Below are 16,145 nucleotides of genomic sequence, written 5' to 3'. Positions count from 1 at the left end.
GAAGCGCGGTCAGGGCCGCGGTGGTTCTGGCTCTGTATCTGCTTCCGGGGCGGGTCGCCCCGGTGACGGGAGTGCTCAAGGAAGCTCCTCGAGTTGCGGACGGACAAGTCGGGGTGGTCCGTGCACTGCGTACGCCGTGAGGCTCACCACGGCGCGTGTGCCGTGAGAGTAGGAAGGTCTGGACCAATCGTCAATAGGTCCAGACCACGCCTGCCGCCCTGTCGGGCGGCAGGCATCAGATCCCCAACTCCTGCGCCAGCACCGCCGCTTGGACCCGGCTGCGGAGTTCCAGCTTCCCGAGCAGCCTGCTGACGTGCGTCTTCACCGTCGCCTCCGCCATCGACAGACGGCCGGCGATCTCGGCGTTCGACAGCCCTTCGCCCAGGCACGCCAGCACCTCGCGCTCACGGCGCGTCAGCGTCCCGACGGCCGAGGGGCCGGGCGCCTGTGCGGGGCGTGCGGCGCGCGGCCCGGCGAACTCCGCGATCAGGCGGCGCGTCACCGCGGGAGCGATCATGCCCTCGCCGCGCGCCACCGTGCGCACCGCCGCGATCAGGTCCTTCGCGTCCGTGTTCTTCAGCAGGAATCCCGCGGCCCCGGCCCGCAGCGCACCGAAGACGTACTCGTCGAGGTCGAACGTCGTCAGCACGAGCACGTCGGCCAGGCCCTCGGCGACCACCTGCCGGGTCGCCGAGACGCCGTCCAGCTTCGGCATCTGCACGTCCATCAGGACGAGGTCCGGCCGCAGCTCACGGGCGAGGCGGACCGCCTCCTCCCCGTCCGCGGCCTCGCCCGCCACCTCGATGTCCGGGGCGCTGCCCAGGATCAGCACCAGCCCGGCGCGCACCGCGCTCTGGTCCTCGGCGACGAGCACCCGAACGACCCGGCGCGGCGCCTGCCCGCCGGATGCGTCCGCCGGCGCGTGCACGTCCGCCGGTGCGCGTACGTGCGCCCGCGCCCGTGTGGCCGATGCGTCCACCGGCGCCCGCCCGCCCGGTGCGCCCGACGGTCCCGCTGCGAACGTCATGCCGAAGGCTCCTTGTCGTCCGGTACGGGCAGCACCGCCCGTACCCGCCAGATCTTTCCGGTCCCCGGGCCGGGCCACGCCGCCGGACCCGCCTCGAACGTCCCGTCCAGCAGCGCCACCCGCTCATGCATCCCGACGAGACCGGCGCCGGATCCCGGCGCCCGCGGTCCCGGCCGTCGGCCGAACGGGCTCGTCACCGTCACGGCCAGCGCGCGCCCCGCGCCGTTCGACACCTCCACCAGGACCTCACCCTCCTCCGCGTGCTTGATCGCGTTCGTCAGCGACTCCTGCACAATCCGGTAGGCGGCCAGCTCCACCGGCGGGGGCAGCCGCGCGCCCCCCTCCCGTACGTCGTGCAGCGTGAACGTGAGGCCGCTCGACGCCCCGTTCGTCCGGGCCTGCTCCACCAGGGCGTCGAGACCCGCCAGGGTGGGGGCGGCGGCCGGTCCCGCGTCGCCGCTGCTTTCCCGCAGCAGCCCGATGAGGCGGCGCATCTCGGCCAGCCCCTCGACGCTGTTCTCGCGGATGACCGTCAGCGCCTGCCGGGTGGTCGCCGCGTCGTCCAGCGAGAGCGCGGCGGTGGAGTGGATGGCGATCGCCGAGAGGTGGTTGGCGACCATGTCGTGCAGCTCGCGGGCCATCCGGGCGCGCTCGGCGACGACGGCCTGCGTCCGGTCCATCTCGGCGAGCAGCGCGGTCTGCTCGGCGCGCAGCCGGGCCGCCTCCGCGGCCTCGCGGTGGTTGCGCACGATCGCGCCGGTGGTGGCTGGGCCGAACGTGACGAGCCCCGTGACCAGGCCGATCAGCAGCGCGCTCGGCTCCCTGAGCCATGCGAGGCAGCCGATCGTCACCACGAGCGTGATCATCCCGGTGGTGACCGGGATGCGGCGGGCGGAGGCGGGGGTCCCGTACACCACGGCCGCGTACACGATGTCCGCGAACATCAGCAGCGACACGATGCTGCCCGGAGTGAACGGGTCCAGCACGACCGCGGCCGAACCGGCGATCAGGGCCGTGCGCGGCATGGTCCGGCGCAGCAGCTCCAGACCGGCCAGCGCCACCAGCGGCACGAGCGTCACCCACGACGGCAGCGGGGCGTACGGGCCGTTGCTGTGGACCCCCAGGGACCACAGCAGCAGACCGCCGAGCAGGCACACGGCCGCGATGAGCACGTCGTCGCGGTGCGGGCGGGGGAGGGGCACGCCCCCATCCAACACGCTGCGGGCCGACCGCTGCCTCACCGTGCGGGCGGAGCCGCGACTACATCGAAGGATGCAGTCGCGGTTCGTCACTCACGACGACGAAACAGCGGTGCCGTGCCGAGAGGCTGGGACCGTACGAAAGGAGAGCCGTCGTGATCGTCACGCTGATCGTGGTCTGCGAGGTCGGTTTCTGGGTGCTGCTGGCCGCGGGACTCGCCACCCGATACCTGCTCAGGATGCCGCGCACGGGCGCGGCGCTGCTGCTGTGCGAACCGCTGCTGGAGGTCGTGCTGCTCGTCGCCACGGCCGTCGACCTCGAGAACGGCGCCGAACCGAGCTGGAAGCACGGCCTGGCCGCGCTGTACATCGGCTACACGGTCGGCCACGGCCACCGCACGGTCACGTGGCTGGACGGACACGCGGCGCACCGCTTCGGCGGCGCCCCGCCGCCCGCGAAGCCGCCGCGCTACGGCATGGCCCGCGCCAAGCACGAGGGCCGCGTCTGGCTGGGCACCCTGATCGCCGCCGCCGTCACCACCGTGCTGCTCCGGGTCGCGATCTGGTACGTGGGCGACGCGAGCCGGACGGGGTCCCTGGAGAGCTGGACGACCGTCGCGTGGCAGGCGGCCGGGATCCACGGCCTGATCGCGCTGTCGTACGCCGTGTGGCCGAAGAAGGCGCCCAAGACCGACCAGGAGCGCGACCCGGTCCCGGCCGGACGCGACTAGCGGTCGCCGCCCGGACCCCCGGCCGGGTGCGTCCGGGGTCAGCGGTCGCCGCCCGGTACCCACAGGACGTCTCCGACCTCACTTGTTCGCGGTCCTCGCGAGGATGCTGTGTCGTTCCGGGGGGCGACCCCCGGGCCCCCGGCCGGGTGCGTCCGGGGTCAGCGGTCGCCGCCCGGCACCCACAGGACGTCCCCGACCTCCTTGTTCGCGGTCCTCGCCAGGATGAACAGGAGGTCGGACAGGCGGTTCAGGTACGTCGCCGTCAGCGCGTTCATCGTCTCGCCGTGCACCTCCAGCGCCGCCCACGTCGAGCGCTCCGCGCGCCGCACGACCGTGCACGCCTGGTGCAGCAGCGCCGCCCCCGGCGTGCCGCCGGGGAGGATGAAGCTGCGCAGCTTCTCCAGCTCCTCCAGGAAGCGGTCGCAGTCCGCCTCGAGCTTGTCGATGTACGACTGCTCGACGCGCAGCGGCGGGTACTTCGGGTTCTCGACCACCGGGGTCGACAGGTCCGCGCCCACGTCGAACAGGTCGTTCTGCACGCGGACGAGGACCTTCACGACATCCTCGCCGAGCTGCCCGAGGGCGATGGCCGTGCCGATGACGGCATTGGCCTCGTTGGCGTCGGCGTACGCGGCGATGCGCAGATCGGTCTTGGCGGTGCGGCTCATGTCGCCCAGGGCGGTGGTGCCCTGGTCGCCGGTACGGGTGTAGATACGCGTCAGATTGACCATGCGGCCAGCGTAGTTACGCTCGGCCCCGGCGGGACACACGTGTGCCCGCCGTCACGGCGCAGGGGGACGAACGGGCACCCGTCCGGGCGGACGCGCCGTCCGGCGGTGTGATGTCCGCCATGTGGGACGTGACGCGCATCTCTTCACGGTCACAGGGCACCTCACGGGCGCTAACCTCCGCCAGAGAGCGAACATGTAAACAGCTGTTAAGGGGTGCCGCAGTGGCCAGGAAGCTCGCCGTCATCGGGGCCGGACTCATGGGGTCCGGAATCGCGCAGGTCTCGGCCCAGGCCGGCTGGGACGTCGTACTCCGCGATGTCACCGACGAGGCTCTGACCCGCGGCCGGGACGGCATCAAGGCGTCGTACGACAAGTTCGTCTCCAAGGGCAAGCTCGAAGCCGCCGACGCCGAGGCCGCGTTGGCCCGCATCACCACCACGACCGACCTGGACGCCGTCGCCGACGCGGACGTCGTCGTCGAGGCCGTCTTCGAGAAGCTCGAGGTCAAGCACGAGATCTTCCGTACGCTCGACAAGCTCGTACGGGACGACGCCGTCCTCGCCTCCAACACCTCCGCCATCCCGATCACCAAGATCGCGGCAGTGACGGAGCGTCCGGAGCGCGTCGTCGGCACGCACTTCTTCTCGCCGGTTCCCATGATGCAGCTGTGCGAGCTGGTCCGCGGCTACAAGACCAGCGACGAAACGCTCGCCACCGCGCGGGAGTTCGCCGAGTCGGTCGGCAAGACCTGCATCGTCGTCAACCGTGACGTCGCCGGCTTCGTCACCACCCGCCTCATCTCGGCGCTCGTGGTCGAGGCCGCGAAGCTGTACGAGTCGGGCGTCGCCAGCGCCGAGGACATCGACATCGCCTGCAAGCTCGGCTTCGGCCACGCCATGGGGCCGCTGGCCACCGCCGACCTGACGGGCGTCGACATCCTGTTGCACGCCACCAGCAACATCTACACCGAGTCGCAGGACGAGAAGTTCGCGCCGCCGGAGCTGATGCGCCGGATGGTGGATGCCGGTGACATCGGCCGCAAGAGCGGGCAGGGCTTCTACAAGCACTGACCGTATCGACCGGTTCGGTATCGCCCTCCGGGGTGAATTCGGTATCGGTTCGCTTACAAACAGCAACCCGTCCAGGTGCCGGGCAGTCAGTTGTTGCTAGACGAAGAAGTATCGGTAACGGGGTAGCGAAGAGTTCTCGGGGAGCGCATATGCACATCAGGGGCGACCACGCCGAGCTGGTCGTCGGGGGCCGCCTCGACGTCCGCAGCGCGGCGGACGCCCGTACGGTCCTGCACTCGGCCGTCGACGACGGAGTCGGCGACCTGGTGCTCGACCTGACCCATCTCGACTCCTGGGACGCCACCGGGCTCGGGGTCATCATGGGGGCGCACAGGCGGGCCGGCCGGTGCGGCCGCCGCCTGGTGCTGCGCGGTGTCCCGCCGCAGATGCAGCGACTCCTCGTCGCGACCCGGCTGCACCGCATCCTCGCGATCGAAGGCGGCCTCGCGGCCGAATCGCTGCCCCGGGTCTGACGCGGGTCCGATCGGGCACGACGGTACGAGCCGCGCGGGACGGCACGAGACACACGTGACGGCACGAGCCCGACGGGACGTCATGAGTCGCGCAAATCTCCCGAGACCGTGACGTCCCAGGCGGCGTGGGACCCCGCCGGTTCCGCCATGCCGACGGAGCGTCTAGGGTTCAGGCGCCCACCCTTGCGAAGGACCCACAGGTGGGCACCGGACCGAAGCGACGGCGAGCGTGCGAGACAAGGCCGGGAGGGCATCCGCACGCGGCTCGGGCCCCGGGATCGGCAGATTCCGGCGGCGCGAAGCCAGGCGAACCGTATCTGGGGGCTTTCACCATGGACAACGACAGCTTCGGCGAGGGCGGCTTCGGCGACGGCGGCAGCTTCGGCAACGGCGCGGCCCGGCCGCCGCGCGACGCCGTTCCTCCGGCCGCGAAGGCCGCACCGGCACCCGCGCGCACCGTCAAGGTGGTCTCGGGCGACTTCCTGCTCACCGTCAACCCCGTCGACGGCAGCGAGATCGAGCCCTGCCCGCCGGGGGAGCAGCCCGCGCGGCCGACCCGGCGCACGGCCGCCGAGCGCGTGGAGCGGCAGCGCGCCGCGCTGCCTCCCGTGCCGCCGGGGCCCGCGTCCCCGCGGCTGCCGCTGCTGGAACGGGACGAGGAGCGGGAGCGGCTCGTCCGCCTGCTCGGCCAGGGCCGGTCCGTACGGCTCACCGGCCCCGCGGGCTCCGGACGCAGCACCCTCCTCGACGCGGTGGCGGAGGACTGCGCGGGCCTCGCGCCCGACGGTGTCGTACGCCTCAACGGCCACCACCGCTCCCCCGGGGAGCTCCTCCAGGAGCTCTTCACCATCGTCTTCTCCGCGCCCGGCCACCGGCCCGACCGGAACGCGCTCGCGGGATTCGTCCGTGACATCGGGGCCGTCGTCGTCCTCGACGACCTGGAGTTCGGCGGCGCCGCGCTCGACGAGCTGCTCGACGCCGCTCCCGAGTGCGCCTTCCTGCTCTCCGCGACGCCCGACGTGCCCGCGCCGTCCGCGGACTCGCCTCTCGAAGAGGTCTTCCTCGGAGGCCTCGGCCGCGCGACGGCGCTGGAGCTGCTCTCGCACATAGTGGAGCGGCCGCTCACCGAGGAGGAGTCGAACTGGGCGGGCGACCTCTGGTTCGAGTCCGAGGGACTGCCGCTGCGCTTCGTCCAGGCGGGTGGGCTGCTGAGGCAGGGCGACGAGCTGCGCGGGGATCCGGAGGCCGTGGACGAGTTCGCGGCGTTCGACGGCGCGAAGGGCCGGGACGTACCGCTGCCGACGCTGGGGGAGGGGGCGGCGCCCGCGCCGCTGCTCGCCTCGCGGCTCAGCGAGTCCGCGCGGCAGACCCTGCGGATCGCCGTCGCCCTCGGTGGCGAGGTGCCGCACCAGGCGCACCTGCCGGCGCTCGTCGGCGACACCCACGCGGACGCGGCGCTCGGCGAACTCATGGGCTGCGGGCTCCTCTCCCCGGTCGGCACGCGCTACCGGCTGGCGGCCGGAGTGCTCGCGCAACTGCGGGAGAAGGGCTACGACAAGGACTCCGTCGCCCACGCGCACACCGCCGCCCAGCATTACGCCTGGTGGTCGGGCCACCCCTCGGTCACGCCCGAGCGCGCGATCGCCGAGTCGGACGCCGTGCTCGCCTCGCTGGCAGCGCTGGTCGCGGGCGGCCGGGACGCCGGCTACGCGGACGCGGCGGTGCGGCTGGCCCGCAGTGCCGGGCCCGTGTTCGCCGCGGGCCTGCACTGGACCGCCTGGGAGAAGGCCCTCCGGGCCGGCTCGGCGGCCGCCAGGATCGCGGGTGAGGTCGCCGAAGACGCGTTCTTCCACCATGAGTTGGGTGTCCTCGCGCTCTGCACCGGCAACCTCGAGCGCGCGAGGGCCGAGCTGGAGGCGTCCATCGGGATGCGCGGCGCGCTCGCGGACAAGCGCGGCACGGTGGCGGGGCGGCGGGCGCTGGCGCTCGTCGAGGACCGCACGTCGGGGCTGACGCCCACCTCCGAAGCGCTGACGATACGTACCCAGAGCGCGACGCAGCCCGTGTTCCCGCTGCCGGGGCTGACAGCCACGACGTCGCAGCTGCCTCGTACGCGGCCGGAGGAGGAGACCGCGGCGCTGGTGACCGCCACCGAGCCGCCGTCCCGGCGCGGCCTCGCCCTCCTCGGCACCCGCCGCAACGTGGTGGCGGCGGGAGCGGGTGCGCTGCTCGCGGTCGTCCTCGGCACGGTGGTCACGCTCGGGGCGGCCTCCGACAAGGAGGAAGCGCCGGCGGACAACGTCAAGAACGGGCAGCAGACGGACGGGGACGATTTCTCGGAGGACTGGGACACGCCCCAGGACCCGGCGGACGACGCGTCGGACAAGCCGGACGACAAGGGCGCGACGAAGAGCCCGACGTCCTCGGCGGTGCCGGGCACGTCCACGGCCCCCGACGCGCCGGCCTCGCCGGGCGAGATGCCGTCGTCGACCCCGTCGCAGCCGGGCAGCCCCTCGAAGACGGCGCAGACGCCGCTTCCCTCGCCGACGCGCTCCACACCGAACCCGCCCTCGACGCCGCCGAAGCCGACCCCCTCGACGGGAACGCCCACCTCGGAGCCGCCGCCCACGGAAACGACCTCTCCCGCGCCGACGCCTGCCGGTGGCGAGACGTCGGCGAGCGGCCCGTCGGCCTCGCAGAGCTCGTCGGAGCCGGTGATGTAGAAGTCCCGGCGTCCGCTGACCTGTGCCCCCGGCCCTCCGCACATGCGGAGAGCCGGGGGCACAGACCCGTCAGAACAGGCGGAGTTTGTCGTCCTCGATGCCTCGCAGCGCGTCGTAGTCCAGCACCACGCAGCCGATTCCCCTGTCCGTGGCCAGCACTCTGGCCTGGGGCTTGATCTCCTGCGCCGCGAACACGCCCTTCACCGGGGCCAGGTGCGGGTCGCGGTTCAGCAGTTCGAGGTAGCGGGTCAGCTGTTCCACGCCGTCGATCTCGCCGCGGCGCTTGATCTCCACCGCCACCGTCCCGCCGTCGGCGTCGCGGCACAGGATGTCCACCGGGCCGATGGCCGTGGGGTATTCGCGGCGGATCAGGCTGTATCCCTCGCCGAGTGTCTCGATCCGGTCGGCCAGAAGCTCCTGCAGGTGCGCTTCCACGCCGTCCTTGATGAGGCCCGGGTCCACCCCCAGCTCGTGCGACGAGTCGTGGAGGACCTCTTCCATCGTGATGATCAGTTTCTCGCCCGCTTTGTTCACCACGGTCCACACGCTGTCGTCGCCTTCCTTCAAGGTGCAGGGAGGCGACATCCAGTTCAGTGGTTTGTACGCCCTGTCGTCGGCGTGGATCGACACGCTGCCGTCCGCCTTGACCAGGATCAATCGGGGAGCGGATGGCAGATGGGCGGTGAGCCTGCCCGCGTAGTCCACGGAGCAGCGGGCGATGACGAGACGCATGGTCGGCAACGCTACTCGACCGACACCGCCCCGCGCGATTCGCCCCGGAAGCCCCCTTCTTATTTGGCCGGTTGTGCTCCCAATCTCCTGGTGCGCTCAAGACACCGCACTTACCGTGGAAGCGGGAGGTTGCCGCTCGTGCACTCTGCGTCGTCCTACGTCGTTCGTATGCCGCCGTTTCGTCCGGTACCTCCTTCCCTGCCCGTAAGGCCCCGTTCGCCCGGGGCCGCGAGAGGAGAACCCATGTCGCTCGACGTCTCACCGGCGCTGTTGGAACAGGCCGAGCGAGGCGAGGTCGACGAAGCAGCCTTCGTCGACTGCGTCCGGACCTCCCTGCCCTACGCATGGGAGATGATCAGTTCTCTGGTGGCTCAGCTGAAGGTGGACGGCGGCGACTTCGCCGACAACCAGACGCCTCCGCCGGACGAGCAGGCACGTGGTCAGCTGCTGCGCGCACTCGCGAGTGACGCCATTCGCGGTGCGCTCCAGCGGCACTTCGGTGTGCGTCTGGCATTCCAGAACTGCCACCGCGTCGCGGTGTTCCCGCTGGACTCCTCGGTGGACGAGCGGCTCGCCCGCTTCACTTCCGTACGGGCCCAGCTGCTCAACCAGTCGCCCGAACTGCGCGACTGCTGAGAACTTCCGCTGCCGCTCCGCATCGCGGGAGGAACCGCTCCGGTGGCCGGGGCGGCGGCACTGTGCGCGTTCCCGTGGGCGCGTACGGCTCCGGCCGGGCTCGACGGGGCCGGCCGGAGCCGAAAGGCCGGGGGCTCAGGCGAGCTGTGGAAGCACTTCCGCGCCCAGGCGCCGTACGTTCTCCTCGGTCGCCGCCAGATCGCCCGAGCCTTCGGCCAGCAGCGCGAAGCGTGTGATGCCGGTCCGCTCGGCCGTCGCCGCGAGCCGGTCGGCGGCGAGCCGCGGCGGGCCCACCGGGTGCAAGGAGCACAGCAGTTCCGTGTAGGCCAGGGGGTCGCGCATCGTGCGGTGCCGGCCGTCGACCGTGACATGCGCCTCCAGGCCCCGCTTGAGCCAGCCGGGCATCGCCTTCACCAGGCTCTCGGTCGCCTCCGCGGCCCGGTCGGCGATCTGGACGACGCCCGCCGACACGTGCCCGGCCGCCGCGATCTCGCCGGGGCGGCGACCGCAGGCCCGCGCGTGCCCCCGCCACAGGGCGACCATCTCCGCCTTCTCCTCGTCCCCGCAGTGCATCCCGAGCAGCATGGGCAGCCCCCGCTCCGCGGCGAGCTTCACGCTTTTCGGAGACGTGCAGGCGACGACGACCTCCGGGCCGCCGGGCGGACCGCCGATCAGCTCGTCCGGCCGCGGGACGACCGCGACCTCGCGGAAGGCGTACCGCTCGCCGTCCGCGCCGACGCGCGGCTCGCGCAGCCAGCGCATCAGCAGGTCGAGCGATTCGGGGAACCCGCTCTCGTACGCGGCCGGTCCCGTGCCGAACACCTCCAGGTCGACCCACGGCCCGCCGCGCCCCACGCCGAGCGTGAACCGCCCGCCCGAGGTGAGATGGAGCAGCGCCGCCTGCTCGCCGAGCGCCACGGGATGGGCGGTCGGCAGCACGCTCACGGCCGTGCCGACCCGGATCCGGCGCGTGCGGCCGAGGAGCAGCGCCGAAAGCGTCACGGCCGACGGGCACACCCCGTACGGTACGAAGTGGTGCTCCGCCAGCCAGACGGAATCCAGCCCGGCTTCCTCCGCGACCTCGGCGGTCCGCACCGCGCGGTGCAGCGCCTCCCCCTGCCCTTGTCCCGGGAACTGGGCGGCCAGTACGAAAGTCCCAACGCGCATCGCCAGTAGCCTCCTTGCGGCCGACGCGTCTTCCCCCCTACCGGCAACAACGTCTGACACGTGCCAAAGGCACGGCCGGACGGGAAGTTGTTGCGATTGTCCGGTAACCGGCGCTCGCCGGCGGCCAGGGCCCGCGGCCGGAAGGGCGAGTGCCCCATTTCCCGGCCCGTACGCTGGGAGGCGACTGTCCCGACTCTCTGTGAGGTGTCCACGTGTCCCCGCGCCGCAACCGCCCCCGAGGCGGCGAGAAGCCGACCGAGCGAGCAGCAGCGAGCGGCGACCGGTACGGCGGGTTCGGGAGCAGCGAGAGCTGGCAGGGCGAGGACTGGTCGGTGCGCCATGTCGCGGGCGCGAGTGCCGCCGGCAAGACGTACCGCTGCCCGGGCTGCGACCAGGAGATCCCCTCCGGCCTCCCGCACGTGGTGGCCTGGCCCCAGCACGGCGGCGGCCTCGACGAACGGCGCCACTGGCACAAGGCGTGCTGGAACGCGAAGGACCGCCGCACCACGAGGGTGCAGCGGTCCCGGAACGCGCCGCGCTACTGATGCTCAGACATCGCGGCTGTTGATCACGGCGAACGCGCCGCCCATCGCCACCGCGGTGATGCCGAGCATGATCCACACCGGCTCCCAGCCGACCGGGCCGGCGGAGCCGCCGGCCGCGGCCTCGCCGTAGATGCCGATGAGCTGGCTCGGGACGGCGTACTCGAGCAGGAACTCCTGCACGTCGGCGAGCGATTCCGAGAACATGAACATGGCCGCGACCAGCGGCAGCAGCATCACGCCGATCATGATCGTGATCGCGCCGGCGGAGTGCCGGATCATCGTGCCGACGGCCAGCGACAGCAGACCGATCGAGGCGACGAAGAGCGCCACGCCGACCGTCGCGCGCAGCCACTCGTCGCCCGTGGGCTCGGCGGCCTCGACCATGCCCGTCTGGACGACGGCGACCAGCGCCGCGAAGACCGCCGTGATGGTGAAGACGAGTCCGAAGAAGACGATCGACTTGGCGGCCAGCACACGTGCACGGCTGGGGCAGGCGGTCAGGGTCGTACGGATCATGCCGGTGCCGTACTCCGAGGCGATCGTCAGCACGCCCAGCGTGATCACGCAGATCGTGCCGAGCAGGACGCCGAAGAAGCCGAAGCCGAGCGCCGACTCACCCTGGAGATCGACGTCGCTCGCCGCCACGATCGCCGCGGTGCCGAGGCCGATGCCCACCATGAGCACGATCATCACGCCGAGCGTCCACATCGTGGAGCGCACCGAGCGGATCTTGGTCCACTCCGAGGCGAGCGCGTCGCCGAGGTGGGCGCTGCGGACCGGGATCGGGGAGGCGTACGTCGGGGCCGCGGCGCCCGGGTGCTGGTAGGGGGTGGTCATCGGGCGTCCTCGGGCTTGGTCAGGTCGGCGGGGGCGGCGGCAGGGGGAGCGGCGGGCGGTGCGGCCGGCGGCGCGGGCTGCGCGGGCGCCGGCTGGGCGGGGGCGCCCGGCGCCACGGCCGCGTACGGGTTCTGCCCGGCTCCGGGCGGCGGCGGGGCGTACCAGCCCTGCTGCGGGACCTCGGGGATCTGCGGCTGCGACGGCGGCATGTAGCCCATCGGCGGCTGCTGCATCAGCCCCGCCTTCTGGTCGTCGGTGGAACGGTAGTCGACGGCGCCCTGCGTCATCCGCATGTACGCCTCCTCCAGGGACGCCTGGTGCGGCGACAGCTCCCACAGCCGGACATCCGCCTCGTGGGCCACGTCGCTGATCCTCGGCAGGGCGAGTCCGGTGACGCGCAGGGCGCCGTCCGGCTCGGACATGACCTGCCCGCCGGCCTCGGTGAGCGCCGCCAGAAGCTTCTCGCGCTGCTGCGGCTCGGTCTGCGGCGTGCGCACACGCGCGAAATCGGCCGAGTTGTGCGAGATGAAGTCCTTGACGCTCATGTCCGCGAGCAGCTGCCCCCGGCCGATGACGATCAAGTGGTCGGCGGTGAGCGCCATTTCGCTCATCAGATGGGAGGAGACGAAGACGGTACGTCCCTCGGCGGCCAGCTGCTTCATCAGGTTGCGCACCCACAGGATGCCCTCGGGGTCGAGACCGTTGACCGGCTCGTCGAAGAGCAGCACCTGCGGGTCGCCGAGCAGCGCGGCCGCGATGCCGAGCCGCTGCCCCATACCGAGGGAGAAGCCCTTGGAACGGCGCTTGGCGACGTCCTGGAGACCGACGACGCCCAGCACCTCGTCGACCCGTCGGGCCGGGATGCCGGACAGCTGCGCCAGCGACAGCAGGTGGCTGCGCGCACTGCGCCCGCCGTGCACGGCCTTGGCGTCCAGAAGCGCACCGACCTGCCGCGGCGCGTTCGGCAGCTGCCGGTACGGCCGTCCGCTGATGGTGACCTGGCCCTCGGTCGGCTTGTCGAGTCCGAGGATCATGCGCATGGTCGTGGACTTGCCGGCTCCGTTGGGCCCGAGGAACCCGGTGACGGCTCCGGGCCGTACCTGGAAGGAAAGGTTGTACACGGCCGTCTTGGCGCCGTAGCGCTTCGTCAGGCCGACTGCCTCGATCATTCTCCAGCCCCATCGACTTTCAGGTCGTCGGGGCACAGGCCATGCATGCCGTACGCCCCCCGTAAGAGTTAGGAGGATATCCGGGCCTTGACGGTTCCCATCAAGCCGCGCGCCGTGAGTCCCGGATTCCGCATCCGCCGCGCCCGGCCCGCCGGGCGCCGCGTCCAGGACGCCTACGCATCCCGCTTCTTGAGCACCAGGACGCCGCCGGCCAGCGCCGCCGCCACCCACAGCAGCATGATGCCCAGGCCGCCCCATGGCCCGTAGGGGGCGTCGCCGCTGTTCATCGCGCCAGGGACGACCTGCATGATCGTGGCACCGGCCTGGTCGGGGAAGTAACGGGCCACGTCCTTCGCGCCCGGGACGGCGGACAGGATCTGGGACACCAGGAAGAAGAACGGCATCAGGATGCCGAGCGACAGCATCGAGCTCCGCAGCATCGCCGCGACGCCCATCGAGAAGATCGCCATCAGGCCCATGTAGAGGCCGCCGCCGATCACCGCGCGCAGCACGTTCTCCTCGCCGATCGTGGTGCGGTGCTCGCCCAGCAGCGCCTGGCCGAGGAAGAAGGTCAGAAAGCTCGTCGCCATCCCGACCGCCAGGGCCAGCAGCCCGGCCACCGCGATCTTGCCGAACAGGAAGGTCGCGCGCTGCGGAACGGCCGCGAGCGACGTGCGGATCATGCCGGAGCTGTACTCCGTGCCGATCACGAGGACGCCGAAGACGACCATCGCCAACTGGCCCAGCACCATCCCCGAGAAGCTGATCAGCGTCGGGTCGAAGGTCAGGCGCTCGGCCTCCGGCAGGTCGTCGAAGGTCGAGTTCATCAGGGCGCAGAGCGCGGCGCTCATGGCGACCGTGACCGCGAGCGCGCAGATCAGGGTCCAGCGCGTCGAGGAGACTGTACGGATCTTGGTCCACTCGGACTGGAGGACGGCGGGTACGGATGCCATCGGTCAGGCTCCCTTGCTGCGCGGGGCCCACTGCGGGGCGGCGGTGCCGGTGGCGGCGGGTGCGGCGGGCGGTGCGGCGGGGCCGGCCGAATGCGCGTGGTACTCCACGGCGCCGGCCGTCATCCGCATGAACGCCTCCTCCAGCGAGGCGCGTTGGGCGCTGAGCTCGTGCAGCACGATCCGGTGCTCCGCCGCGAGCTCGCCCAGCTGTTCCGTGGACGCCCCGTCGATCTCCAGCGTGCCGTTGCCCGACTCGACGGCGATCAGACCGGCGGCGTGCAGGACGTCGAGCAGCCTCTCCCGCTGGGGAGTGCGCAGCCGGACATAACTGCGGGAGTTCTCGTGGATGAAATCGGCCATCGAAGTGTCAGCGAGCAGTCTGCCCTGGCCGATGACGATCAAGTGGTCGGCGGTGAGCGCCATTTCGCTCATCAGGTGGGACGAGACGAAGATCGTCCGGCCTTCTGAGGCAAGGGCCTTCATCAGATTGCGGATCCAGTGAATTCCCTCGGGGTCCAGGCCGTTGACGGGCTCGTCGAACATGAGGATCTCCGGATCGCCGAGCAGCGCCGAGGCGATTCCCAGCCGCTGGCCCATGCCGAGGGAGAAGCCCTTGGCCTTCTTGCGCGCCACCGCCGTCAGTCCGACCACGTCCAGGACCTCGGCCACGCGGCTCGCCGGGATCCGGTTCGCCTGTGCCAGGCACAGCAGGTGGTTGTAGGCGCTGCGCCCGCCGTGCACCGCCTTGGCGTCCAGCAGGGCGCCGATGTGCTTGAGCGGCTCGTCGAGGTCCCGGTAGTGCCTGCCGTCGATCCGGACCGTGCCGCTCGTGGGGTTGTCGAGGTCGAGCATCATGCGCATCGTCGTCGACTTGCCCGCGCCGTTGGGGCCGAGGAAGCCGGTCACCATGCCCGGGCGGACCGTGAAGGACAGATGGTCGACGGCGACCTTCGTACCGAAGTGCTTGGTGAGGCCCTCGAGCTCGATCATGCGCTTCACGCTACGGGGGCGTCATGGCGTCCGCCACCGGGTTCGACCAACGGACGAGGGCCATTCCGCATAGGGCAGGCGACGCGCGAGTGCCCGGTGCCGAGACGGCACCGGGCACTCGTCGGATCCGGCCTGCGCAGGCGTCAGCGGGACTGCTGCGCCGGAACCCCGCGGGAGATCGGCTCGTCGTCCGCCGGCGTACCCGCCGCGGCGACGGCCGCACCGGTCAGCGTCGCCAGCATCTCGCGGACGTTGGTCAGCTGGGCGTTGATCGAGTCGCGGCGGTTCGTGAGCGCCGCCAGCTCGCGCTCCGATTCGCTGCGGATGCGGTCGGCCTTGGCGTTCGCGTCGGCCACGATGTCCTCGGCCTGACGCTGCGCGGTCTCCACCGTCTGACGGGCCCGGCGCTCCGCGTCCGTGCGCAGCTTCTCGGCCTCCAGGCGCAGCTGCTCGGCACGGTGCTCGATCTCGGCGAGGCGCTTCTCGGCCTTGGCCTGACGCGAGGCCAGGTCGCGCTCGGACTGCTCGCGGCGCTTGGCCAGGTTGGTCTCGAAGTCCGCGGCGGCCTGGGCGGCCTTGGCGCGGGTCTCCTCGAAGAGGGCGTCCGCCTCCTCACGCTTGGACTGCGCGTCCTTCTGCGCCTCGGCACGCAGCGAGTTGGCCTCGCCCTGCGCCTTCTCGACGATCCTAACGCCCTCGTCCTCGGCCTTCGCCTTGCGCTCCGCAGCGAACGCCTCGGCGTCGTTGCGCACCTGCTGGGCGGCGGACTCGGCGAGCTCGCGGTGCTGCTCGGCCGCGCGACGGGCCTCCTCGCGCAGGTCCTTCGCCTCCTCCTCGGCGAGGCGGAGGATCTTCTCGACGCGCGCGCCGAGGCCCGCGTACGACGGCTCGGCGTCGTTTACCTGGGCCTGGGCGTTCTGCGTCTCGAGGTGGAGCTCCTCGATGCGCTTTTCCAGAGAGGTGATTCGGGCCAGAGCACTGTCACGGTCGGCGACGAGCTTGGTAATGCGGTCGTCCACCTGACCGCGGTCGTAACCACGCCGCACGAGCTCGAAGCCGAAGGGGGAGGAAGTGTCGCTCATGGGGTTCCTGTCAATGAGACCGGTGAGGTGTTAGAGGGAATCCTAGGGGCCGAACCGGCGTGTCATCGAGCGGATGCCGG

At 71.8% G+C, this 16,145-nt stretch carries 16 protein-coding genes; 6 read left to right on the top strand and 10 right to left on the bottom strand.

Going from position 1 to position 16,145, the window contains the following annotated elements; translation table 11 throughout:
• Positions 1-235: 235 nt before the first annotated feature.
• Both AB0K02_RS17875 and AB0K02_RS17870 read right to left on the bottom strand, forming a co-directional pair.
• Positions 236-1,027: a response regulator transcription factor gene (locus AB0K02_RS17875; protein ID WP_365993398.1), complete on the bottom strand. Its 792-nt coding sequence runs from the start codon at positions 1,025-1,027 to the stop codon at positions 236-238.
• Positions 1,024-2,229 (bottom strand): histidine kinase, encoded by a 1,206-nt coding sequence (locus AB0K02_RS17870; RefSeq protein WP_365993397.1) that lies wholly within the window; start codon positions 2,227-2,229, stop codon positions 1,024-1,026. Before AB0K02_RS17870 ends, AB0K02_RS17875 begins: the two co-directional genes overlap by 4 nt.
• 152 nt (positions 2,230-2,381) lie before the next feature.
• On the opposite strand from AB0K02_RS17870, the gene AB0K02_RS17865 reads away from it, so the two are divergent.
• Entirely contained in the window at positions 2,382-2,957 is a 576-nt protein-coding gene (locus AB0K02_RS17865) for a hypothetical protein (RefSeq protein WP_365993396.1), read from the top strand.
• A 158-nt stretch (positions 2,958-3,115) separates the two neighbouring features.
• On the opposite strand, the gene AB0K02_RS17860 is transcribed toward AB0K02_RS17865, so the two are convergent.
• Positions 3,116-3,688, bottom strand: a complete 573-nt coding sequence (locus AB0K02_RS17860; RefSeq protein WP_365993395.1) for a cob(I)yrinic acid a,c-diamide adenosyltransferase — start codon at positions 3,686-3,688, stop codon at positions 3,116-3,118.
• A 221-nt stretch (positions 3,689-3,909) separates the two neighbouring features.
• On the opposite strand from AB0K02_RS17860, the gene AB0K02_RS17855 reads away from it, so the two are divergent.
• From AB0K02_RS17855 to AB0K02_RS17845, 3 genes are all read left to right on the top strand, one after another.
• Positions 3,910-4,758, top strand: coding sequence for a 3-hydroxyacyl-CoA dehydrogenase family protein (locus tag AB0K02_RS17855; RefSeq protein ID WP_365993394.1), 849 nt, complete (start codon positions 3,910-3,912; stop codon positions 4,756-4,758).
• A gap of 149 nt (positions 4,759-4,907) precedes the next feature.
• Positions 4,908-5,231 (top strand): STAS domain-containing protein, encoded by a 324-nt coding sequence (locus AB0K02_RS17850; RefSeq protein ID WP_177147608.1) that lies wholly within the window; start codon positions 4,908-4,910, stop codon positions 5,229-5,231.
• 332 nt (positions 5,232-5,563) lie between these two features.
• Entirely contained in the window at positions 5,564-7,954 is a 2,391-nt protein-coding gene (locus AB0K02_RS17845; protein WP_365993393.1) for an ATP-binding protein, read from the top strand.
• Positions 7,955-8,023: 69 nt separating this feature from the next.
• Here the strand turns inward: AB0K02_RS17845 and nucS are convergent, their stop codons facing one another.
• Entirely contained in the window at positions 8,024-8,686 is a 663-nt protein-coding gene (gene nucS / locus AB0K02_RS17840) for an endonuclease NucS (protein ID WP_177147610.1), read from the bottom strand.
• Between the two features lie 243 nt (positions 8,687-8,929).
• Between nucS and AB0K02_RS17835 the strand changes: the two genes are divergently transcribed.
• Positions 8,930-9,322 (top strand): SCO5389 family protein, encoded by a 393-nt coding sequence (locus tag AB0K02_RS17835; RefSeq protein WP_307713396.1) that lies wholly within the window; start codon positions 8,930-8,932, stop codon positions 9,320-9,322.
• A gap of 135 nt (positions 9,323-9,457) precedes the next feature.
• On the opposite strand, the gene AB0K02_RS17830 is transcribed toward AB0K02_RS17835, so the two are convergent.
• Positions 9,458-10,489, bottom strand: a complete 1,032-nt coding sequence (locus AB0K02_RS17830) for an LLM class flavin-dependent oxidoreductase (RefSeq protein WP_365993392.1) — start codon at positions 10,487-10,489, stop codon at positions 9,458-9,460.
• 212 nt (positions 10,490-10,701) lie between these two features.
• Here AB0K02_RS17830 and AB0K02_RS17825 point away from each other — a divergent pair, with 212 nt between their 5' ends.
• Positions 10,702-11,034 carry an ATP/GTP-binding protein gene (locus AB0K02_RS17825; RefSeq protein WP_365993391.1) on the top strand — a complete coding sequence of 111 codons (333 nt, stop codon included), beginning with the start codon at positions 10,702-10,704 and terminating at the stop codon, positions 11,032-11,034.
• A 3-nt stretch (positions 11,035-11,037) separates the two neighbouring features.
• Here AB0K02_RS17825 and AB0K02_RS17820 read toward each other — a convergent pair whose 3' ends face one another.
• The 5 genes from AB0K02_RS17820 to AB0K02_RS17800 form a co-directional block, all read right to left on the bottom strand.
• Complete coding sequence (locus tag AB0K02_RS17820) at positions 11,038-11,871, bottom strand: ABC transporter permease (RefSeq protein WP_365993390.1); 834 nt, start codon at positions 11,869-11,871, stop codon at positions 11,038-11,040.
• On the bottom strand, positions 11,868-13,040 hold the full coding sequence (locus tag AB0K02_RS17815; RefSeq protein ID WP_365993389.1) for an ABC transporter ATP-binding protein: 1,173 nt from the start codon (positions 13,038-13,040) through the stop codon (positions 11,868-11,870). The genes AB0K02_RS17820 and AB0K02_RS17815 overlap by 4 nt, the downstream gene beginning before the upstream one ends.
• A gap of 173 nt (positions 13,041-13,213) precedes the next feature.
• Entirely contained in the window at positions 13,214-13,993 is a 780-nt protein-coding gene (locus AB0K02_RS17810) for an ABC transporter permease (protein ID WP_365993388.1), read from the bottom strand.
• Positions 13,994-13,996: 3 nt separating this feature from the next.
• Positions 13,997-14,983, bottom strand: coding sequence for an ATP-binding cassette domain-containing protein (locus tag AB0K02_RS17805; RefSeq protein WP_365993387.1), 987 nt, complete (start codon positions 14,981-14,983; stop codon positions 13,997-13,999).
• A 143-nt stretch (positions 14,984-15,126) separates the two neighbouring features.
• Positions 15,127-16,065 carry a cellulose-binding protein gene (locus AB0K02_RS17800; protein WP_365993386.1) on the bottom strand — a complete coding sequence of 313 codons (939 nt, stop codon included), beginning with the start codon at positions 16,063-16,065 and terminating at the stop codon, positions 15,127-15,129.
• Positions 16,066-16,145: the final 80 nt, after the last annotated feature.

It is taken from the genome of Streptomyces sp. NPDC049597, assembly GCF_040675505.1.
GTDB lineage: Bacteria > Actinomycetota > Actinomycetes > Streptomycetales > Streptomycetaceae > Streptomyces.
The sequence above is the reverse complement of the archived record's forward strand: the minus strand, read 5'-3'. Positions and strand labels throughout refer to the sequence as shown.